A 20,698-nucleotide genomic window follows, 5' to 3' on the forward strand; every position below is an offset into this window, starting at 1 on the left:
CGGGCTCAGCCCCGCCGGCGAAGCAGGGTCGCCGCCAGCAGCAGCACGTAGACGCCGCCGAGCAGCATCGGCAGGCCGGAAAGGCCGGCGAGATCGATGGCGAGACCGGAGATCGCCGGCCCCGCAAAGCCGCCCACACCCCACATCACGGCAAAACCGGCATTGCCGGCGATCAGCATGGCGCCCGTGAAGCGGCGGCCGAGCTCCATCAGCGCGATGGTGTAGACGCCATAGGCCGAGGATCCCCAGACGAAGAGCATGGCCCAGAGCGGCCATTTCGTCTCGATCAGCACCGGCAGCAACGCGGCGCCGGCAATGGTCAGCAGGCACAGCACCACCATGACGAGGCGCGGCCCCCAGCGATCGGCCACCGTGCCGATCGGCACCTGGAAGACGATGTTGCCGACGATCAGCACGGCAAGCGCCGTTGCCACCGCCGCCTCGTCGAGGCCGTGACCGAGACCGTAGACCGGGAACAGCGTCAGGATCGCCTGGTCGAAGGCGGCGGCAATGCCGGTCACCACCAGCAGGAACGGGATCAGCGGCGCAACGGCGCGGATCGACCCGTTTTCGCCGGCGGCAAACCGCGGCAGCCGATGGCGGATCGAGGCGATCAGCAGCGCACAGACCAGACAGACCGCGATGCAAAGAAGGAACGGCGTGAGCGTCCGCGTGCCTGTCACCGTCAACGTCGCCGGGCCGAGCGCGAAGCCGGCGGCAAGCGCCGTCGCATAGAGGCCCAGCATGCGGCCGCGGATCCGGTCGGGCGCCAGCTGGTTCACCCAGGTCTCGCTGGAAATGTAGAGCCCGTTGATGCCGACGCCGAGCAGGAAGCGCGCCGGAAACCACAGCCACAGCGACTGCACCGTGCCGATCAGCGCGAACAGCACCGCCAGCAGCAGCGCACTGGCAATGGCCAGCCGTGCCGCACCGAAGCGGATCGCCAGTTGCGGCACCAGGGGCGCGGACAGGATCAGGCCCAGCGCCATCATGGCGGCATTGCTGCCGATCAGCCAGGCCGGCGTTCCCTGCCGCTCCAGGATGAAGGAGAGCAGCGGATAGGTGAGCCCCTGCGCCAGGCCGAACACGCCGACCAGCATCAGCACCACCGCAATCGCCGCACGGTCGAGCGTCTGCGGCGCGCCGGGCACGTGCTCCGCCACCTCGGCCACCTGCGGCCGGTCGGGCACAGGCGCGGTCGGCGACGGCAGCTGTCCGGTCTCGACCCTCTCCCCGGTCTCGCTCATGCGCTCCCTGCCGCATCCGTGAGGTGGTGTCGCATGGTCGTGACCGAGGCAAAGCCGAAGACCGGCCGCAGCAGGTCGAGCCGGCGTCGTCCCTCCTCCACGAAGCCGCAGCGCAGATAGAGCGCCTTGGCCCGCGGATTGGTATCGACGACGTCGAGCCTTACCGCGCGCTTGCCGGCGCGCCGGGCCATCGCGACGATCTCGGCCAGCAGGGCGCTGCCGACACCTGCACCGCGCGCCCCTTGCCCGACCGCAATTCCATCCATCGACAGCACGTCCTCGTCCTCCTCCTTGTCGAGCAGGGCAAGGCCCGCAACCCGGATCGCTGTCCCCATCAGGCTGAAGCGCTCGCGGAAATGCCGCCACTTCGGCTCGAACAGCCCCTGCCCGTCGAGACGATATCCGGCAATGCCGACGAGCCGGCCATCGATGACGGCGCTGACACCGCGGTCATGGCGCAGATGCGGCGCGAGGAACTCTGCCGCCGCATCCGCCGTGCCGAAGAACGGCCGCAGCTTCTGGATCAGCGCCTCGCAATAGATCCGCGTCGCCGCCATCTCGTCGCCAGGACGCACATGAGAAAGCACGTTCATCGCCAGCTCCTGTCGTTGCCCCGCAATTTCGCGCTGAGGTTGATCGGACAGTTCGAGACGTAATCGCCTTGCCGGGCCTTGCAAGAAAAATCGCCCCTCCAGGCGTAAAACCGCAAGACTTGCGCGCCGCAGCAAAGAGAATCAGGCTATCGGGGAAGGGACGATCATCGTTCGCAAGCCTGTCGGGATATGCCGGATATCAGCCCGCTCCTCGAATTCCTCGCCGGATCGCAGCTCGCCCGCATGATGGCCGGCTCAGCGGACCTGCGCGAGGCCGCCGCCGCGGTCCATCTGCTGGGAACCCTGATCCTGGTCGGCGCGGTGTTGCCGCTCAACCTGCGGCTGATCGGCTTCTGGCGTTCCGCTCCGCTTGCCGACCTTGCGCGCGTGCTCGGCCAGACCGCCTTTGTCGGCCTGCTGCTCTCGCTTGCCAGCGGCATCGCCCTGATGTCGACGCGCCCCGTCGCGATTGCCGGCGATCCTGCCTTCCAGGCGAAGGCCGTCCTTCTTGCCGCGCTTGCCGTCAATGCCTTGCTGCTGCGGCTGGTTCCGGCCTGGCGCCTGCTCGACCAGGTCGATTCGCGCGGCACCATCTCGCGCTTCCGCCTGGCCGGGGTGCTGTCGCTCGTCCTGTGGGGCGGGGTCCTTGCCCTGATGCGCTGGCCCGGCCTGATCTGACGGCGCGAAAAGCCGGTCTTACTGGGCGCGGCGATAGATGCCGGTATTGACCACCGACCCCTGCCCCGGCACCTCGACGCTCTGCTCCACTTCCAGGCTCTGCCCGTCGTCGGACAGGCGCCGCCGCGCCGTCATCAAGGTGAGATTGCCGCGCTTGGCCTCCGAGGTGAGCGTGTGCTCGTCCTCGAAATAGAGCAGCAGCCGGTCGGCCAGCCCGCTTTCCGACAGCCGCGCTCCCGGCGCTCCCGGCACGCCGGTGATCTCGCCGGAGATTTCCTCGCCACTCGACGAGATGATCGACATGCGGATCGTCACCAGGCCGAATTCCTCCTCGATCCGGCAGGTCGCCGCCTGCGGCAGGTCGCTCTGATCGAACTCGCTCTCGTCCAGGTCGAGGATCCAGGTTCCCAGGAAGGGGCCAATCTGCTGGCTGCTCATCGCTGCATTCCGCTTTATGACGTTTCGCGCCGGATCGCGGCCCGGCAACCGCTTGCGCGACCTTGTAGCCGCGTTTACCAAGCCTGTCATCGCCCCGCCCCTCCTCCGCCGCCAGTGCGGAGCCCCTCCAGCCGGAGCCATCCCATGACCCTGTCCGCAGCCTCCACCCTCGTGCTCACAGGTGCCAATCGCGGCATCGGACTGGAACTGGCGCGCCGCTTCCTTGCCGACGGCGGATGGCGCATCCATGCCGGCTGCCGCGCGCCCGAACGCGCCGAAGCGCTTGCGGACCTCGCCGCCGCCCATCCGGACCGGCTGACCGTCCATGCTCTCGACGTGACGGACGGGGCGTCCGTCGCTGCATTCGCGCAGGCTCTGGGGGAAACTCCCGTCGATGTGCTGCTCAACAATGCCGGCGTCCTCAATCCGCACCAGTCGCTCGACGATCTCGACTTCGCGGCCTGGGAGCGCGAGTTGCAGGTCAACACGCTGGCCCCTGTGCGCATGGCGCTGGCCCTGCGACCGCAGCTGCGGCGGGCGGAGACCCCGCGCATCGTCACGATTTCCAGCCAGATGGGTTCGCTCGCCCGTCCGCGCAGCGGCAGCTACGCCTATCGCAGCTCCAAGGCGGCGGTGAACAAGGCGATGCAGGGCCTTGCCGTCGACCTTCAGGACGAAGGCATCTGCGTCGTCGTCATGCATCCGGGCTGGGTGCGCACCGACATGGGCGGCACCAGTGCCGAGATCGATCCGCAGGAAAGCGCCGCCGGCATCTTCTCCGTCGCGACCGGCCTCACCCTCGCCGATACCGGCCGCTTCCTGCAGTGGAACGGCGAAGAACACCCCTGGTAGAGCGCCCCGCTCAGGAAACGCCGGCGGCCGTGGCGCGTTGCTCCGCCATCCGGTCGACGACGAGATCCGTCAGCCCGGCCGCCGCCCACATGGCGAACAGCGTCGCCCAGGCGGTCAGCGCAAAGATCGACCCGCCGGTGACGCCCGCGCCCACCGCGCAGCCGCCGGCCAGCATGCCGCCGAACCCCATCAGAACGGCCCCGACGATGTAGCGGCGCATCGAGTGGCCGTCGTGAAAGCCCTGCAACCGCCATTCGCCGGCCAGCAGCGCGGCCAGCGCCGCCCCGGCGAAGACGCCCGGCACCAGGCCGATGTCGAAATCGAGCGCCTCGCCGGGAGGCGTCAGCACCAGCATCAAGGTGTCGGCGGACGGACCGGTGAAGGTCATGCTCTTGACCGTCATCGGCTCGAAGGCCTGTCCCGCAAGCTGGTAGGTGAACCACCAGCCGGCCGCCACCGTCGCCCCCACTCCCGCCGCTCCGATCCAGCCCGAGAGCGGCAGACGGGCGCGAAAGGCGAAGACCATCGTCCCGGCGACGAACAGCAGGCCGATCCACAGCCCCGCCTCCTGCGGCAGCCCCAGCAGCAGCAGGAGATCGAGCGCCTCGCGCCCGCTGACGGTCCACATCCCGGCGACCTGCTCGCGCAGCGGCGACAGGATGCCATGGATCGAGGCCTCCGCCGCCACCGCGAAGATCAGCCCCGACAGCAGCGCCCGGAGGTTGCCGGTGGCCGAGAGCACCAGCAGCCGGCTGGCGCAGCCTCGCGCCAGCACCATGCCGATGCCGAACAGTGCCCCGCCGGCAATCGCGCCCGACAGCGAGCCCCGGGCCGCGAACTGCCGCGCCTCGGACACATCGAGCTGGCCCGAGAAAACCAGCCATTGGGTCAAAAGGACCGCACAGGAAAAGGTTACGAGCCATGTGGCGACCTTGATGCCGATGCTGCCGCGGGCAAACTCCACCGCCGCAGCTCTCAGGCAGAACCGGCTGCGCTGCGCAAAGGCGCCGAAAGCCATCCCGATCAGCAGCCCGCCGAGCGCCGAGGTTTCCGCCTCGCCGATAGTCTCCAGAAGGCCGGTCATGTCCATTGCCGCGTCTCCGGGTTCTCCGGACACCCGTCCGGCCCTTCCATATTCGCATCCATGAATACAATGAGGGCACCGGAGCGACCTTGACCTTGCTCAAGCTTCCATGCGGCTTTGTGCGCCGTGCTTGTCCGCTGCGGCGTTGCCGACTAACAAGAGCGGATCGACAAGGACGGGGCGAGCAATGGCAGCCAGAAACGGGCAGCAGGCGGAAACGGTCAAAACGGGCGGCGGCGATCCCGTCTGCATGCGGATCTGGGGCGGGCTCGGCAACCAGATGTTCCAGTATGCCGCCGGCCATGCGCTGGCGAAGCGCCTCGGCGTCGAACTGCTCGTCGATCCGCTCGATCTCGATTTCGCCCATGCAGCCTTCGGTCTCGACCTGTTCGGTCTTTCCCCGCGCATCTGGCAGCCGGACACCGGCTCCCTGAAAGCGCGCTTGCTCGGTGCGCTGGGGCGCGGCGACGGCAAGAAGCGGCAGAAGCTCTGGCCGGGGCCGAGCTACTTCCAGAAGGACTTCTGCCACGGCGACGAGGTCTTCTCGCTCACGGCCGGGACCTATCTTGCCGGCTATTTCCAGTCCGAGCAGTTCTTCGCCGACTGCCGCGACGAGATCCGCGCCCTCTTCTCGCTCGGCCACGTGGCCGCGACCATCGACCCTGCTCGCCTCGCGCTCGCCGACGCACCGACCAGCGTCTCGCTGCATGTGCGGCGCGGCGACTATGCCGCCAACGCCAAGACCACTGCCACCCACGGCCTGCTCGGCGCGGAGCACTACATGCGCGCGGCCGGGCTGATGGCGCAGCTGGTGCCGGGCGCCACATGGCTGGTCTTTTCCGACGACATCGCAGCCGCCGACGACCTGACGCGCGACCTGCCCCGCCGCACCCTGGTCGAGGGCCAGACCCGCGAGCAGGATCTCTACCTGATGAGCCGCTGCGCCCACCATGTCATCGCCAATTCCAGCTTCAGCTGGTGGGGCGCCTGGCTCGGCCGCAACCCGGACCGCCATGTCATCGCGCCGCGAAAGTGGTTCGCCCGCGACGAGCTGCGCAGGGTCTATGTCGACGAACTCTTCCCCGCCGGCTGGATTCTCGTCTGAGAAACAGGTACTCCCCTGACGGAAACAGGCCGCTTGCGGGCCAGGACAGGGAGCCGCGCGCTCATGAAACTCTGCGTCGCCATCTGCACGAGAGAACGGCCGAAGATGCTGCGGGCGTGCCTTGCCTCCGTCTGCGCGCAAGCTGTCCCGGACTGGGTCCAGGCAGAGATCGTCGTGGTCGAGAACCACGACCGCGAGACCTCGCGCCATGTGGCGGACGAGGTGGCGGCCGAGACCGGCTGGGCCATCCACTACGTGCTGGAACCCGAGCTCGGCATTCCCTTCGCCCGCGATCGCTGCGGCACCTTCGCCGAGAGTGCCGGTTTCGACCGGGTGCTCTATATCGACGACGACGAGATCGCCCATCCCGGCTGGCTGGAAACCATGGTCGAGGCGACCCGCACGCTTCCGGCCGAGGTGCACTATGGCCGCGTTCTCTACACCTGGCCGCCCGAGACCCCGTCCTGGATGGTTCCCGAGCAGGCCAACAAGCGCCCGTCCGGCACCGTGCTGAGCAAGGCCGAGGGCCATAACACCCTGGTCGAGACGAAGGTGTTCCGCTCGCGCGAGGCCGGCGGCTTCGGCCTGCATTTCGACGGCTCCATGCGCTTCACCGGCGGCAGCGACACGGATTTCTTCACCCGCGTCCATGATGCGGGCGGGCGCATCGTCTGGATCCCGGATGCGCTGGTGGAAGAACTCGTTCCGGTCAACCGCACGACCCTGCACTGGCAGCTGAACCGCACCTTCCGCGTCGCCGGCAACATCTCACGCCTGCACGAAAAGCGCGCCGGCAGGCCGAAAGCCGCCCTGCGCAGCCTGTTGAAAGGGTTGGGCCGGCTGTTCGGCGGCACCTTCCTGTTCGTGCCGGCCGCCGCAAGCTTTGCCGTCTCGCCCGAGGGCGGGCGCCGCCGCGCCTTCAAGGCCGCAAAGCAGATCGCCTCCGGCCTCGGCTCCCTCGCCTACCTCGCCGGCCACCAGCAGCAGCCCTATGCCAAGGTCGACGGCGGTTAGCGGCCGCTACCGACGACAGAGCCCTCGGTCATGAGCGACTTCTTCCGTTTTCCCTCTACTCCGCATCTCGCATGGCTGGGCGACAGGAGCGCACTGCGCGATGACAAGCTGCTGAACGCCGAGCAGGCCAATGCCTTGCTGTCCGGACCTGTGGTGGTGGAGGAAAAGCTGGATGGCGCCAATCTGGGCCTGTCGCTGGATGTAGATGGACGCCTGCGTGCCCAGAACCGGGGCCAGTATCTTGCCGAGCCCTATGGTGGACAGTTCTCACGCCTTCCAGCCTGGCTCGGGCAGCACGGCCCGGCGCTGCAGGAAATTCTGAAACCGGATTTGATATTGTTCGGCGAATGGTGCGCGGCGCGGCACTCGCTCGACTACGGCGCCTTGCCCGACTGGTTCCTTGCCTTCGATGTCTATGACGGTGCCAGCGGAAACTTCTGGAGCGCGCAGCGGCGAAATTCCCTGGCCGCGGAAGCCGGGCTGACCGTCGTTCCTCGCGTCTTTGAAGGGCACACCTCGCTGTCCGACCTGTTGCGTCTCGTCTCCGAGACCCCAAGCCGCTACCGAACCGGTCAGCCGCTCGAGGGGGTGGTGGTCCGACGGGAAACGGCGCTGATCTGCGAAGCAAGAGCCAAGCTGGTGCGAGCCGATTTCACCCAGGCTATCGACGAGCATTGGCGCAGTCGCGCCATCGAGTGGAACTCGGTCGACTATACCCTGCGCGATTGAAGCGACCGCCCGAGGAGCGATAAGACCGTTTCGCTGGCATATGAGCCGGCGGTTAGCCGTCTGTAGTCTCTTTCCTGCCCAAAAGCCGCTTTCGAAAGGCGGGATCCGGCAAGGCGCACATGTCGCCGCGGCCGAACAGGGCATAGCGGTTGCGCGCAAGACATCGGTAGAGCCCGTCGCGCAGCGGTCGGGGCAGCAGCAGGAAAACCGCCGTCAGCCGGCCCCAGCCGCCGAAGCTGCGACCGGCATGGATGATGGCGTCGAAATCCGCATGCGCGACGCCACGGTCGATGAAAAGCCATGTCGAGGGATCGTCGGGCGCCAACCCGTAATGCTCCAGCAGGGCTGCCCCGAGCGGGGTCTGCACCGGACAGATGCGAACCCGTTCCGACCGGTCGAGCCGGTGGATCATCCGCGCTCCCCAGCTGCAGACGGCGCATTCGGCATCCATCACCGCCAGCGGAGCCGTATCGTCGAACGGCGGCACGCGAGGATCGTCGCGGAAGGAAAACGGGTCTCTCGCCTGTAGCACCGTCATCCGCCGTATCCTGCTAATCCTCGGTACGGCTGCCGTCCGGACGGTCGTGCTCGTAGCGGTGTTTCAGCGGAAACACCGGCAACCAGGCTTCTCGCCGCACGGTCCACAGCTCGTAGGTCGGCGTGAACTGGTCCGGCGCGTCGAGCGCACCGAGATTGATCATCACCTCGTCCTCGCTGCGGCCGAAAACGGGCGATCCGCAGCGCGGGCAGAAAAACCGGCCCTGATAGTCTCCGGTCTCTCCCTCGGTGGTCACCGCATCCGCCGGAAAGATCGCCGAGGCGTGAAACAGCGAGCCATGGTTCTTGCGGCAGTCGAGGCAGTGGCACAGGCCGACGCGATAGGGCCGTCCCGACGCCACGAACCGCACATTGCCGCAAAGGCATCCGCCGGTGTGTCGTTCCATTGCCGTCTCCCGTTATGCGGTTTGGCCCCTGCCCGCCGTCCTAGTCGACCACCAGCTTCAGCGGCGTGCCGGCCGGGATCGCCTGGCCCGGCGGCGTCTGGTTGAGGATCGAGAACAGTTCCAGCCGGCGGGCGGGCTCCACGCCGCTCATGCCGACGGCCAGCCGCTCCGGCGTGTCGCCGGCATCGGCGCGGATCACCTTGATGCGCAGCGGCCGCAGCCGGGCGATCTCCGTCGGCGTCAGCTGGCGGAAGCTTTTCACCGTCGCCTCGTAGTCGCGGGTGAATTCCTCGCCGCCCGAGCGGGACGCGAAGATGAACCGGTAGCCGGTCCGCCCGATGCGCACCACCGCGATGCGGAAGGACCAGCCCTCCGTCACTGCGGAGGCCGTCACCGCCGCCAACCCGTTCACCGTTTCCTCGCGCACGCTGTCGCGAATGAGCCCGTTGATCCAGCCGCTGGTCATGTAGGCGGTGAGCGAGGGGAAATCGGTCAGGTCCGCGCCGTCGAAGCGCAGCGCCGTACCGTTCGGATTGCTGGCAAGCACCGCTTCCGGCGAGTTCTCGAGAATATAGCCCGGCGGCGCGGTGAAGCTGATGCCCAGCGCCTTGTGCAGGAACGACCGGCCGCGGATATAGCCCTCCAGCGGATCGTCGCCGTAGAGCATGCCGTCGATCTTGGTCAGATACGCATCGCGGTCGCGTTCGCCGAGACCGGGCGCGCCGATCTGCCGTGCGGCACGCACCGCCGTCTGCACCCGCTCCGGCGTCGTCGGATGCGAGGACAGGAAGTCCGGTGCGCCCTTGCCCGCGCCCTGCGCCGACTGGAAGGCCGCGAACTGGCCCATGGCCGTGAGGAACCGCGCGGCGGCAAAGGGATCGTAGCGCGCCTTGGCGAGCGTGCGCACGCCGACGGCATCCGCCTCCAGCTCCTGGATCTGCGAGAAGCGGGCGAAGGACAGCTGCGAGGAGACGATGGCCGCCCGCTGCTGGTCCGGGTCGCGCACCACATTGCCCAGCACCCGGCCGGCAAGCTCCGTCGCCTCGGCCCGCTGCTGGCGCTTGATCGCGTGGCTCGCCGTGACATGCGCCATCTCGTGCGCCAGCACCGCCGCCACTTCGGACGTATCGGTCGCCAGCGCCAGGAGGCCGCGCGTCACATAGAGATAGCCGCCCGGCAAGGCGAAGGCGTTGACCGCCGGCGAGTTCAGAATGGTGATGCGATAGCTCTGCGAGGGGTCGTCGGAGGCCTCGACCAGCCGGCCGACCACCTGCGCCACGGCGCGTTCCGCCCCGCGATCCTCATAGACGCCGCCATAGGTCGCCACCACGCGCGGATGCTCGCGCGCGCCCAGATCGTTGGAAATGCCGGGGCGCAGGGTGCCGGGCGCCGGCGTGCCGATCTCGATCGGCGAGGACCCGGAAAACTGGCAAGCGGAGACCGTCAGCGCCGCAGCGAAGACCGCCGCGAGCCGGAGAGGGCGCGCCGCCCGGCGCCGAACCGGACGCGCTGCTGTTCTGGACAAGCTCTTCACCGCTGATCGCCATTCCTGTCGAGCCGCTCGATCTGCGCGGGATGCACCAGTTCGATGGACGGACCGCCCGCCTGCCGCACCATGCCGCGCAGGCGAATAGCTGCCCCGTCAAGGGACGTGACGTCAAGCCCGGCATCCGCGAAGGCTGCCTTGCGCTCGGCGCTGATCGTCGCAGTGAAGTCGCGGCTCCAGCGGCCGCCGAAATTCAGGTAGACCATCGAACGGGTCTCTCCGACAGAAATCACCCGGCCCGCCACCAGCGTATAACGGCCGGTGCGCTCGGACAGCGCCTTCGGATCATGCGCCGACCACACCCGCTCATGCGCCCACAGGCCGGCCTTGCGTTGGCGCGCAAGCGCCTCTTCCTTCAGAAGGTGGGCAAGGCAGTCGCGCGCGGCAAGCCTCGGGGCGACGATGGCCCGCCCCTGCCGCACCAGTTCGCGGGCAAGCCAACGGTCTCCGGGGGTGAGCATCAAATGGCCGGAGCGGCGCTGCCAGCGGTCCGTCTCCTCGCCCAGCGCCACGAACCGCACGCCCGCCGCGCCGGCCTCGGCGTTGGAGCCGGCGCCTGCAGGATCATCGACGGCCAGGGACACCAGCTCGGCCTGGCGCAGCAGCCCGCCGGTCGCGGTGCGCCACACATGCGGCTCGCCCGGCTCGGCCCTCGCCTCCATCAGCTCCGTCGCCGCAGCGCCCAGGCAGGCATCGGGGAGCCCGCTTTCGCCGGCAACCGCCGCCGGTATCGCTGCCCCGGCACTGACGGCTGCCGCAAGCATCAAGACGCGCAGGAAGGTTCCCGCGCCATGTGACGCAGGCCATGCCGCACTTGCACTGTCGCTGCGCATCGCCATGGTTGCGGGGCGTGTCTCCCGATCCTTGATCCCGTCGCCGGATTGGTTTCATCTTGCCGCAAATGGTGGCGGGAAGATGTCGCAGGCCTCGCCCTCACGCTGCCAGCGCATCCTCCAGCGCACCGGAGAGCTTGTCGACGATCTCGCCGATCTGCGCCTCCTCCAGGATGAAGGGCGGCGCCAGCAGCACATGGTCGCCCTGGCGGCCGTCGAGCGTCCCGCCCATCGGATAGCAGACGAGCCCGCGCGCGAAGGCCGCCTTCTTGAGCACTGCATTGAGCCGCCGCTCCGGGGCGAAGGGCGTCTTGCTCTCCCGGTCCTCGACCAGCTCGAGACCCAGGAACAACCCGCGCCCGCGAATGTCGCCGACATGGGGATGCTGGCCGAACCGGTCGACGAGCGCGCCCTTGAGCTGTTCGCCCATCTCGGCCGAGCGGGCGACAAGACCGCGGTCGACCAGCGCGCTGACCACCGCGTGTCCCGCGGCGGCCGCTGCCGGGTGGCCGATATAGGTGTGACCATGCTGGAAGAAGCCGGAGCCTTCCTCGATGGCGCGGTAGATGCGCCCGCTCGCCAGCATCGCGCCGATCGGCTGGTAGCCGGCGCCGAGCCCCTTGGCGATGCACAAGATGTCGGGCGCGATCCCGTCCGCCTCGCAGGCGAACAGGTGCCCCGTCCGCCCCATGCCGCACATCACCTCGTCGAGGATGAGCAGCACGCCGTAGCGGTCGCAGATCTCGCGGATGCGGCGGAAATAGCCCGGGACCGCCGGAACCGCACCGAGCGTCGCGCCCACCACCGGCTCGGCGATGAAGGCTGCCACCGTCTCGGGACCGCGCGCCAGGATCTCGGCCTCCAGCTCGTCGGCGACGCGCAGGCCGTAGGCCTCCTCGCTCTCGCCCTCCTGCTGGCCGCGATAGGCGTAGCAGGGCGAGATATGCGACATGTCGACCAGCAGCGGCGCGAAAGGCTCCCGCCGCCACATGTTGCCGCCGGCCGACAGCGCGCCCAGCGTGTTGCCGTGATAGCTCTGCCGGCGGGCGATGATGCGCGCCCGCGACGGTTCGCCGTTCTCGATGTGGAACTGCCGCGCCAGCTTGATCGCCGCTTCCGTCGCCTCCGAGCCGCCGGAGACGAGATAGACCCGCTCCAGCCCTGCCGGCGCGTGGGCGATCAGGAGATCGGCGAGCTTCTCCGCCGGCTCGCTGGTGAAGAAGCCGGTATGGGCAAAAGCGATGGCGTCGAGCTGCGCCTTGACCGCCTCCGTCACCTCGCAGTCCGAATGGCCGAGGCAGGACACGGCCGCCCCGCCCGAGGCGTCGAGATAGCGCTTGCCGGTCTCGTCGATGATGTAGCAACCATCGCCGGCAACGGCGCGCGGCGGACGCATGGCGGTATGGCGGGGGAAAATGTGAGACATGGCAAGGCGTTCCCGGCGGATCGATCCCGAATGCGGCGTGGCTGCATGGCCCGAAGACAGGCCGGCCGCGACCGTGTCACGACAATAGGAAGCCCGCGCCGCCTTGGCCAGCCATTCCGCTCGCCCCTCTCACTTCGCCGCGTGGGTGGCCAGCGCGTGATCCATCGCCTGTTCCAGCCGGTCGTTGCCCCAGAACAGCTCCCCGTCGGCACAGGTGATGCTCGGCGCCCCGAAAATGCCGAGCGCCTTCGCCTCCGCCACGCTTTCGCGCAGCCGCGTCTTCACCTCCTCGCCCGCCGACAGGGCCAGGATCTCTTGGGCATCCGCCCCGGCGCGCGCGATCAGCGTCGCCAGCAGCGTCTCGTCGTCGATCTGCCGGCCCTCGCCGAACTGCGCCAGATAGACCGCGCGCGAGAAAGACGGCACCTGCTCCGGCGCAAGCGCGGTGGCGATGCGCGCGGCCTTGAGGCCGTTCTGCGGGAACGGGTCGGGCCGGGCGAAGGACAGGCCGGAGGCCGCGCAGATCCGCTCCAGGTCGCGCCACATATAGGCGCCCTTCACCGGCAGGAGATTGAAAGGCGAGGTCGTCCATCCGGCCTCCGCGAAGATCGGACCCAGCAGGAACGGCCGCCAGCGCAGCTCGACCCCGCGCCGCGCCGCCAGCTCCTCGACCCGCATGGCCGCCGGATAGCTGTAGGTGGAGGCGAATTCGTACCAGAACTGGATGACCGGGCGTGACATGGCGATGTCCTCTCCTGAACGCGGCTGCGACCGCCAGCCGCACGCATGGGGTCCGACCCTTGGACTGGAGGGGCCGGATCGCTATAACCCCTCAACCGGTCCCGGAAGACAACCGCAAACGCAGGTTCGATGACAGATACGCCCCCCTCGCCTGCGCCCTCCCCGGCTCCTTCTTCTGCTGCGAAGCGTACAGGCTTCGCCGCGCGGCTCACAGGCGGAGACGCCCGGGCACTCGCCTTGGCAGTGACCGCCTGCCTCTTCGTCCTGTCGCTCTTCTTCCTCGCCTTTCCCGCCGTGGATATTGCCGCCTCGCGCCTCTTTCACGATCCGGCGGGCGGTTTCGTCCTCTCGCAGACCCCGTTCCTGCAGCGGCTGCGCGAGCTCGGCCCCTTCCTGGTCAAGCTGATCGCCGTCCTGTGCGTCGCGATCCTGCTGTGGCCCTTCGTCGTCGCCCCCTTGTCCCGGCGCCTGCCGCTGCGCGCGCCGGTCTTCCTGCTGTCGACGCTGATCCTCGGGCCCGGCCTCCTCGTCAATGCGGTGCTGAAGAACAATTGGGGCCGGCCGCGCCCCAACGCGGTGGACCTGTTCGGCGGCGATGCGCCTTACGTCCGCGTCTGGCAGATGACGAACCACTGCGACACCAACTGCTCGTTCGTGTCCGGCGAGGCCTCCTCCAGCCTCTGGCTGGTGACGCTGGCTTTCCTGGCCCCGCCGGGCTGGCGCCGCGCGATCCTCGCCGTTGTCCTGCCACTGGCGCTGGTCCTGTCGGCCAACCGCGTTGCCTTCGGCGGCCACTTCCTCTCCGACACACTGATTTCCTGGTGCCTGACGCTTCTGGTGATCCTCGGCGTCCACTACCTGCTGTGGCGGGCACCGGGCGCCGATATGCGTGCCGCGCGCTGGCGCAACGGCTATGACCGGGCCGCCGATACGGTCCGCGCCCGCGCCGCAGGCCTTCGGCAGCGCCTTGCCGCCTCGCTGCGCGCTTTCGCCGCGATGATGCGCTGAGCGCAATCCGCCGGTCGCGCCCGGCGGTGCCGCGTTTCCAACATCTTGCTGCCGCGAAGCTCTGGCAGGAAAAACTGTCGGCACCAGCCGGCTCGGCTCCATCCCCCGCCCGGCATCGGCCGGAGCGCGCGGGGGTGGAAAAACCGGCCGGCTTGCGCCTTAGTTAGCCGAGAGACGCATGCAAGCGATTCGCCCTCTTGCATCCGCCCGCCAGGCGGATAACAGACCGCGTGAAAGGAAGGCCGAGGGGCAGGCTCAGCCGATGAGTTCGCAGGACGACCAGCACACCGCGACCGAAGAAGCGGTCGGGGCCGCCCGGCCCACGGCCGGGCGCTCCCGCGCGCGCGGGCGACGGCTGCTGCGCATCCTGCTGTCCGGCCTCCTCGTTGCGGGACTCGCCTTCTATGTCGGCTCGTTCCTGCGCTTTGCGGCCACCGTCTCCGGCTACCAGAACAACGATGCGGCCCGTGCCGATGCCATCGTCGTGCTGACCGGCGGTAGCGAACGGGTCAAGCACGCGCTGACCCTGCTGCAGGCCGGCAATGCCGAACGGCTGCTGATCTCCGGCGTGCATCCCGAGACCACCCCGAAACAGATCGTCAGTTCCACGGCCAGCGACCTGTCGCTGTTTTCCTGCTGTGTCGATCTCGACCGCAACGCCAACAACACGCTGGAAAACGCATCTGAAACCGCCAAATGGGCGCGGGAGAACGACTTTTCGCGTCTTCTCGTGGTCACCAGCGCCTACCACATGCCCCGCGCCCTGCTCGAACTAAACTCGACCATGGCGGATTTCGACCTGGTCCCCGTGCCGGTGCAGACGGCGGATCTCGTCTTCGATCGCTGGTTCGAAGACCCCCGCACGACACTGCTGCTCGCCCGCGAGCACCTGAAATATCTGCTTGCCTGGGCGCGTATCGCGGTTATGGAAACCTCGGCGCCTTAACGGTTCCGTCCTCGCGACTTGCCAGCGAAGCGGTCCGCGCGGCACCATGGCCGCAACCAGCCCCTTGCGGGCCCGGCCAGCCCGTCCCGCAACCGGTTGAGATCGATGCTGCTTCTTCGCTCGCTTGTGTTCCAGGTCCTGTTCTACCTCAGCACCTTCGTCCTGATGATCCTCGGCGCGCCGGTCTTTCTGCTGCCGCGCCGCCTCGGCTGGCCGCTGGTGCCGTTCTGGGCACGGGTCGAGCTGTTCCTGCTGAAGTGGATCGTTGGCGTCAGGGTCGAGTTCCGCGGCCTGGAGAACATCCCGCAAGGCGGCTACATCGTCGCCGCCAAGCACCAGTCGGCCTGGGAGACCTTCGCCCTGCTGCCGCTGTTCCCCTCGCCCACCTATGTGCTGAAACGCGAGCTGCGCTACATCCCGATCTTCGGCTGGTATACGGCGAAGTTCCGGCAGATCCCGGTCGACCGCGGCAAGCGTTCGGCCGCGCTCGCCGCCATGACCCAGCGCGCCGGCGAAGCGGTGGCCGAGGGCCGGCAGATCCTGATCTTTCCGGAAGGCACCAGGCGGGGCGCCGGCGAGGAGCCGCGCTACAAGCACGGCGTCGCCCATCTCTATCGCTCGCTCGCGGCGCCGGTGCTGCCGGTCGCGCTGAATTCCGGCCTGTTCTGGCCGCGCCGCGGCTGGTGCCTCTATCCGGGCACCGTTCTGGTGGAATTCCTGCCGCCGATCGCCCCGGGCCTCGACCTCGAGAGCTTCCACGCGCGGCTGGTGTCGGATATCGAGACCACCTCCGACCGGCTGCTCGACGAGGCAGCGGCGCAAGCGCCGGCCTCGCCGGTCGTCCGCCGGGCGCAGGAACGCCGCGCTGCGCGCGGTCTTCAATCTGCGTGAGGAATGATCAGGACCGGGGGGGCGGCGTGCCGGAGGACGGCGGCACGCGCCAGCAGCCGGACTGGCGTCCGGCGATCAGCCAATAGACGAAACCGGCCATGAAACCGGTCGCCGCGGCGATCAGCGTGCCCGGGCGGATGTCCGCATGCGGGCCTCCCAGCCCTTCGCCGGACCACCATAGAAAGATGGCGATGGCACCGCCCGCCGCCAGGTGGAAGACGATCCCGCGCAGCCGCATCAGCTCCGCAATGGCGATGGCGACCAGCGCCGGCACGAAGGCCAGCCCGCCGATCACGCTCGCCCCCACCAGCGACCAGCCGAAGGTCATACCGACCACCACCGGATCGCCGGACGGATCTGCGAGCCCGCGCAGCAGGCCGAAGGCAACGAAAGCGGCCGCCGCCAGAAAGGCAAGGATCAGCCCCAGCACGATGCGGATGGACTGGGCCAGCAAGCGCCCGCCGTCGACCATCGCCTAGCTCGCAGCGGCAGCGGTTTCGGCCGCTGCCCGGTCGCGGGCACGCATGCGCTCGGATTCCGACTTGAGCTGGCCGCAGGCCGCAAAAATGTCGCGTCCGCGCGGCGTGCGGATCGGCGAGGCATAGCCCGCCCGGTTGACGACCTCGGCAAAGGCCTCGATCTGCTCCCAGTCGGAGCATTCGTAGGGGGAGCCCGGCCAGGGATTGAACGGGATCAGGTTGATCTTCGCCGGAATGCCCTTGAGCAGGCGCACCAGCTCGCGCGCATCGGCCAGGCTGTCGTTGACGCCCTTCAGCATCACGTATTCGAAGGTGATGCGGCGGGCATTGTTCAGCCCCGGATAGGCCCGGCAGGCGTCCAGCAGCTCGGCGATGTTCCACTTCTTGTTGATCGGCACCAGTTCGTCGCGCAGTTCGTCGCGTACCGCGTGCAGCGAGATCGCCAGCATGCAGCCGATCTCCGCCCCGGTGCGCTCGATCATCGGCACCACGCCGGAGGTCGACAGGGTGATGCGCCGCTTCGACAGCGACAGGCCCTCGCCGTCCGAAGCGATCAGCAGCGCCTTCTTGACGTTGTCGAAATTGTAGAGCGGCTCACCCATGCCCATCATCACGATGTTGGTGACGAGGCGCCCCTCGCTCGGCACCGCCGCCCCGGCAGGCGTCTCGCCCTTGGGGAAATCGCCGAGCCGGTCGCGAGCGACCAGGATCTGGGCGAGGATCTCTTCCGCCGTCAGGTTGCGCACCAGGCGCTGCGTGCCCGTATGGCAGAAGGTGCAGGTCAGCGTGCAGCCGACCTGCGAGGAGACGCAGAGCGTCCCGCGCCCCTCCTCGGGAATGTAGACGGTCTCGATCTCTACCGGACGACCGGCGCCGCGCGGAGGAAAGCGGAACAGCCACTTGCGCGTGCCGTCGCTGGAGATCTGCTCCGACACCATCTCCGGCCGGCGGATGCTGAAGGCCTCGGCCATCTGGGCGCGCAGGTCCTTGGCGATGTTCGTCATGTCGGAAAAGTCGGACGCGCCGCGCACATAGAGCCAGTGCCACAGCTGGGCGACGCGCATGCGCAGCTGCCGCTCGGGCACGCCGATGCCGGCCAGCGCCTCGGCCAGCTCCGTGCGGTCGAGGCCGACCAGGACCGGCTTGTCGCCGGGGGCCTGCGCCGTGGGACGCGCCGGCACTGCCGGAGTGCCCGCCGGAACACCCTCGGGCGCGCTGGTTGCGGTATCGTGCTGCATCAGGCTCATGTCGTCGGTCCGTGATGTGACGTGGGTTCGCGGCGACGCCCTGCGGGATCCCGGCCTGTCGCCGCGCGCTCCTGCAAACGCCGAAAAGGCGGCACCAAGCTGGCTGCCGCCGGTACTGTCCGGTCCTGACTGCTTCCGCCCTTCGCAGGGATCGGAGATCCGCAGTCCGGAAATGACCGAACCGTCCCACCCCATAGCTGGGGGCGGGACGGTTCGTGTTTCGGGGGTCTTATACAGCAAGCCGGGCGATTTGTGAGCCCCAAAGCGCATGCACCCCGCGCGGAGCGGGTCCGCTCCGGAGGGCAGGCTGGCTGGGGCATCCGGCCGCGGGCCGGATCTCCTGGCTTGCCGCGCAGGCCTTACTGGCAGGCCCGGTCCGCGGCGGTGACCGCCGCCGTGATGCCCGACAGTGAGAAGTCGTAGGTGGTCTGCGTACCGCGCGCCGAGACGCCGGTAACGACCATGCCACGACCGGCCTTCATCGCGGCGACGAGCTGACGCTCCTCGGTCGCATTGGCCATCCAGGCGCCGTCGTTCTTCGTGAACATCGTGAACTTCTGACCGTCCACGTCGACGGAAACCGACGACTGTTCCTTGAAGGCGTAACCGACGATCACGCTGGGTTCGTTGTTGACGTTCTCGCCAGGCCGGTTCGACACGAAGAAGAACACATCTCCGTGATTGCGATCGCTCGGCGAGAGCTTGGTCGGCTTGGACAAGGCATAGCAAACCTTGCCCTTGGAACCGCCATAGGAATAGGCGTCCCAGTTATTGTGCTGACTGACAAGGGTCGGCGTCTGGGCGTGCGCCGACACGCCCGTGAGGACGAGTGCCAGAAGAGCCGGGAAGAGCGTTCTTGCTTGCATCATCTCCTAAACCGCTACTGCTAACTATCCGGAATGGATCGAATTTGCTGAGCAATCGTCACCTTGTCTTAAGGTTATCGCCCAGCAGGTTACGAAAGGGTTGATAAACTCGAAAAGCCGACAGGCGGCTTCGCAAACCCGCTACGATCACTGGATGGCGCACGCTGGCCGTACAAATCGGGCAAGAGTGTGACACTTTTGCCGAGCCGTCCTTACTCCTTCCGGGGATTGACGAAACCGCCCTGCCCGGTCTGATGTTAGGAGGGCGCGTCCGCCCGGCACATGCGCATCGACGCAATGCCCGACTTCCGCTATTGGACGGTAGCTATCGGAACCCTGTCGCAGCACTCAGACCCGGACGAAGAAAGACAGATGAGTCAGGCCAAATCGACAAGGCGGGTACGTTTCGGCCGGATTCGGGCGGGAGTAGCGTGCGCGTGACTGTCGAGGACCGCTTTTCCCGGCTCATAGCGAAGGTTGCGCAGGACCGCGACAGAGCGGCCTTTGCCGAACTGTTCGATCACTTCGCGCCCCGCCTGAAGGCCTATCTGATGCGCTTGGGGTCCGACGGCGCCACCGCCGAGGAGCTCACCCAGGAGGTGATGATCACCCTGTGGCGCAAGGCGGGACTTTTTGACGCAAGCCGCGCCAACGCCGCCACCTGGCTGTTCCGCATCGCCCGCAACCGCCGCATCGATTCCCTGCGCCGCGACCGCTCCGCCCTGCTCGACGCCGAGGATCCGAGCCTGCGCCCGCCGGCTCCCGAGGACCAGGACGACGAGCTCGACGCCCGCATGCGCGAAGAGCGGGTGCGCGAAGCCATGAAGGAATTGCCGGAGGAGCAGGCGGACCTGATCCGCCGGGCCTTTTTCTCCGGCCTGTCGCACAGCCAGATTGCCGAGGACACCGGCCTGCCGCTCGGCACGGTGAAGTCGCGCATCCGCCTCGCCTTCACCCGGTTGCGCCGCATCCTGGAAGCCGACGAAGCGATCGACACCGACTGACCCGTGCTTGCGCATGGGCAGCGGCCCTCACCATTAACCCTTAAAATTCAATAGCTTGAATTGTTTTTAACTGCAGAACGTCCGTCCGCTCCGGAAGGCCGGAACGGATCGGACCGTTTCCGAATCGGTCAGCCCTGGACGCCGAGCAGCCGGCAGATTTCGTCGAGCTGCTCCAGCGAGGCATACTTGATCTTGAGTTCGCCCGCACCCTTGTCCTGCTTGTGGGCGATGGCGATCTTCAGGCCCAGCGTGTCCGTCAGCCGCTTTTCCAGCGCCTTGGTATCCGCATCCTTCTCCGGCTTTGGCGCCTTGCCGGCATTGGTGCGCGACAGCGCCTGCGGGTCCTGCGCCAGCTTCTCCGCCTCGCGGACGTTCAGCCCCTTCTCGACGATCAGCTCGGCCAGCGCTGCCGGGTCCTGCGCAGTGATCAGCGCGCGCGCATGGCCGGCGGTCAGCAGGCCTTCCGCGAGGTAGTCCTTCACCGAGTTCGGCAGCTTCAGCAGGCGCAGCGTGTTCGCCACGTGGCTGCGGCTCTTGCCAATGACCTTGGCCAGTTCGCTCTGGCTGTAGGAGAATTCCTGCACCAGCTGGTCGTAGCCGAGCCCCTCCTCGATCGGATTGAGATCGGCGCGCTGGACGTTCTCGATGATCGCCAGCTCGAGCGCTTCCTGGTCGGTGACCTCGCGCACCACCACCGGCACCATGTGCAGGCCGGCCCGCTGCGCCGCTCGCCAGCGGCGTTCGCCGGCGATGATCTCGTAGGCGTTGTCGCGGCCTGCCACCGGGCGCACCAGCAAGGGCTGCACGATGCCCTTCTCGCGCACCGAGCTGGTCAGGTCTTCCAGATCGCTTTCGGTGAAGGTCTTGCGCGGATTGCGTGGATTGGCGGTCAGGAACTCGATCGGCACCCGGCGCGTGTCGCGGGGCGGCCGCGGGTCTGCCGGCGGCTCCGTTCCCACTTCGCCGATCAGCGCGGCGAGCCCCCGGCCCAGCCGCTTCTTCTTTCCGCTATCGTCATCCGCCATCG

General features: G+C 68.1%; 23 protein-coding genes. 9 read left to right on the forward strand and 14 right to left on the reverse strand.

Features of this window, described 5'->3' with window-relative positions; translation table 11 throughout:
* Nucleotides 1–5: 5 nt before the first annotated feature.
* Both GH266_RS13095 and GH266_RS13100 read right to left on the reverse strand, forming a co-directional pair.
* Nucleotides 6–1,247, reverse strand: a complete 1,242-nt coding sequence (locus tag GH266_RS13095) for an MFS transporter (RefSeq protein ID WP_158194217.1) — start codon at nt 1,245–1,247, stop codon at nt 6–8.
* Entirely contained in the window at nt 1,244–1,840 is a 597-nt protein-coding gene (locus GH266_RS13100) for a GNAT family N-acetyltransferase (protein WP_158194218.1), read from the reverse strand. Before GH266_RS13100 ends, GH266_RS13095 begins: the two co-directional genes overlap by 4 nt.
* A 189-nt stretch (nt 1,841–2,029) precedes the next feature.
* Between GH266_RS13100 and GH266_RS13105 the strand changes: the two genes are divergently transcribed.
* Nucleotides 2,030–2,518, forward strand: coding sequence for a DUF2214 domain-containing protein (locus GH266_RS13105; RefSeq protein WP_158194219.1), 489 nt, complete (start codon nt 2,030–2,032; stop codon nt 2,516–2,518).
* A gap of 18 nt (nt 2,519–2,536) precedes the next feature.
* Here GH266_RS13105 and GH266_RS13110 read toward each other — a convergent pair whose 3' ends face one another.
* A complete protein-coding gene (locus GH266_RS13110) occupies nt 2,537–2,956 on the reverse strand; it encodes a hypothetical protein (RefSeq protein ID WP_158194220.1) in 420 nt (139 codons plus the stop codon).
* Nucleotides 2,957–3,100: 144 nt separating this feature from the next.
* Between GH266_RS13110 and GH266_RS13115 the strand changes: the two genes are divergently transcribed.
* On the forward strand, nt 3,101–3,808 hold the full coding sequence (locus GH266_RS13115) for an SDR family oxidoreductase (RefSeq protein WP_158194221.1): 708 nt from the start codon (nt 3,101–3,103) through the stop codon (nt 3,806–3,808).
* A 10-nt stretch (nt 3,809–3,818) separates the two neighbouring features.
* Here GH266_RS13115 and GH266_RS13120 read toward each other — a convergent pair whose 3' ends face one another.
* Complete coding sequence (locus tag GH266_RS13120) at nt 3,819–4,898, reverse strand: YeeE/YedE family protein (RefSeq protein WP_158194222.1); 1,080 nt, start codon at nt 4,896–4,898, stop codon at nt 3,819–3,821.
* A 181-nt stretch (nt 4,899–5,079) separates the two neighbouring features.
* On the opposite strand from GH266_RS13120, the gene GH266_RS13125 reads away from it, so the two are divergent.
* From GH266_RS13125 to GH266_RS13135, 3 genes are all read left to right on the forward strand, one after another.
* Nucleotides 5,080–5,997: an alpha-1,2-fucosyltransferase gene (locus GH266_RS13125; RefSeq protein WP_158194223.1), complete on the forward strand. Its 918-nt coding sequence runs from the start codon at nt 5,080–5,082 to the stop codon at nt 5,995–5,997.
* A 63-nt stretch (nt 5,998–6,060) separates the two neighbouring features.
* The gene (locus GH266_RS13130; RefSeq protein ID WP_158194224.1) at nt 6,061–7,011 is read left to right on the forward strand and encodes a glycosyltransferase family 2 protein; all 951 of its coding nucleotides are present in this window, start codon (nt 6,061–6,063) and stop codon (nt 7,009–7,011) included.
* A 30-nt stretch (nt 7,012–7,041) separates the two neighbouring features.
* Nucleotides 7,042–7,740 carry an RNA ligase family protein gene (locus GH266_RS13135; RefSeq protein WP_158194225.1) on the forward strand — a complete coding sequence of 233 codons (699 nt, stop codon included), beginning with the start codon at nt 7,042–7,044 and terminating at the stop codon, nt 7,738–7,740.
* A gap of 52 nt (nt 7,741–7,792) precedes the next feature.
* On the opposite strand, the gene GH266_RS13140 is transcribed toward GH266_RS13135, so the two are convergent.
* From GH266_RS13140 to GH266_RS13165, 6 genes are all read right to left on the reverse strand, one after another.
* Entirely contained in the window at nt 7,793–8,278 is a 486-nt protein-coding gene (locus GH266_RS13140) for a thiol-disulfide oxidoreductase DCC family protein (RefSeq protein WP_158194226.1), read from the reverse strand.
* Nucleotides 8,279–8,291: 13 nt separating this feature from the next.
* Entirely contained in the window at nt 8,292–8,684 is a 393-nt protein-coding gene (locus GH266_RS13145; RefSeq protein WP_158194227.1) for a GFA family protein, read from the reverse strand.
* Nucleotides 8,685–8,724: 40 nt separating this feature from the next.
* Nucleotides 8,725–10,218 (reverse strand): M48 family metalloprotease, encoded by a 1,494-nt coding sequence (locus GH266_RS13150; protein ID WP_158194228.1) that lies wholly within the window; start codon nt 10,216–10,218, stop codon nt 8,725–8,727.
* Entirely contained in the window at nt 10,215–10,994 is a 780-nt protein-coding gene (locus tag GH266_RS13155) for a thermonuclease family protein (protein ID WP_158194229.1), read from the reverse strand. Before GH266_RS13155 ends, GH266_RS13150 begins: the two co-directional genes overlap by 4 nt.
* A gap of 169 nt (nt 10,995–11,163) precedes the next feature.
* On the reverse strand, nt 11,164–12,489 hold the full coding sequence (locus tag GH266_RS13160; RefSeq protein ID WP_158194230.1) for an aspartate aminotransferase family protein: 1,326 nt from the start codon (nt 12,487–12,489) through the stop codon (nt 11,164–11,166).
* A gap of 129 nt (nt 12,490–12,618) precedes the next feature.
* Nucleotides 12,619–13,230, reverse strand: a complete 612-nt coding sequence (locus GH266_RS13165) for a 2-hydroxychromene-2-carboxylate isomerase (protein WP_158194231.1) — start codon at nt 13,228–13,230, stop codon at nt 12,619–12,621.
* 243 nt (nt 13,231–13,473) lie between these two features.
* On the opposite strand from GH266_RS13165, the gene GH266_RS13170 reads away from it, so the two are divergent.
* From GH266_RS13170 to GH266_RS13180, 3 genes are all read left to right on the forward strand, one after another.
* On the forward strand, nt 13,474–14,238 hold the full coding sequence (locus tag GH266_RS13170) for a phosphatase PAP2 family protein (RefSeq protein ID WP_244953831.1): 765 nt from the start codon (nt 13,474–13,476) through the stop codon (nt 14,236–14,238).
* 262 nt (nt 14,239–14,500) lie between these two features.
* Entirely contained in the window at nt 14,501–15,184 is a 684-nt protein-coding gene (locus GH266_RS13175; RefSeq protein ID WP_158194233.1) for a YdcF family protein, read from the forward strand.
* 105 nt (nt 15,185–15,289) lie between these two features.
* Entirely contained in the window at nt 15,290–16,075 is a 786-nt protein-coding gene (locus tag GH266_RS13180; protein ID WP_158194234.1) for a lysophospholipid acyltransferase family protein, read from the forward strand.
* A gap of 7 nt (nt 16,076–16,082) precedes the next feature.
* Here GH266_RS13180 and GH266_RS13185 read toward each other — a convergent pair whose 3' ends face one another.
* The 3 genes from GH266_RS13185 to GH266_RS13195 all read right to left on the reverse strand — a co-directional run bounded on the left by GH266_RS13185 (nt 16,083) and on the right by GH266_RS13195 (nt 18,667).
* Nucleotides 16,083–16,547, reverse strand: a complete 465-nt coding sequence (locus GH266_RS13185) for a translation initiation factor IF-3 (protein WP_158194235.1) — start codon at nt 16,545–16,547, stop codon at nt 16,083–16,085.
* A gap of 3 nt (nt 16,548–16,550) precedes the next feature.
* Complete coding sequence (gene rlmN, locus GH266_RS13190; protein ID WP_199270318.1) at nt 16,551–17,801, reverse strand: dual-specificity RNA methyltransferase RlmN; 1,251 nt, start codon at nt 17,799–17,801, stop codon at nt 16,551–16,553.
* Between the two features lie 359 nt (nt 17,802–18,160).
* On the reverse strand, nt 18,161–18,667 hold the full coding sequence (locus tag GH266_RS13195; protein ID WP_199270319.1) for an invasion associated locus B family protein: 507 nt from the start codon (nt 18,665–18,667) through the stop codon (nt 18,161–18,163).
* Between the two features lie 431 nt (nt 18,668–19,098).
* On the opposite strand from GH266_RS13195, the gene GH266_RS13200 reads away from it, so the two are divergent.
* Nucleotides 19,099–19,671, forward strand: a complete 573-nt coding sequence (locus tag GH266_RS13200) for a sigma-70 family RNA polymerase sigma factor (RefSeq protein ID WP_425329542.1) — start codon at nt 19,099–19,101, stop codon at nt 19,669–19,671.
* 128 nt (nt 19,672–19,799) lie between these two features.
* On the opposite strand, the gene GH266_RS13205 is transcribed toward GH266_RS13200, so the two are convergent.
* On the reverse strand, nt 19,800–20,696 hold the full coding sequence (locus tag GH266_RS13205; RefSeq protein WP_158194237.1) for a ParB/RepB/Spo0J family partition protein: 897 nt from the start codon (nt 20,694–20,696) through the stop codon (nt 19,800–19,802).
* Nucleotides 20,697–20,698 lie beyond the last annotated feature (2 nt).

Source organism: Stappia indica, from assembly GCF_009789575.1.
In the GTDB taxonomy this organism is placed as follows: Bacteria; Pseudomonadota; Alphaproteobacteria; order Rhizobiales; family Stappiaceae; genus Stappia; species Stappia indica_A.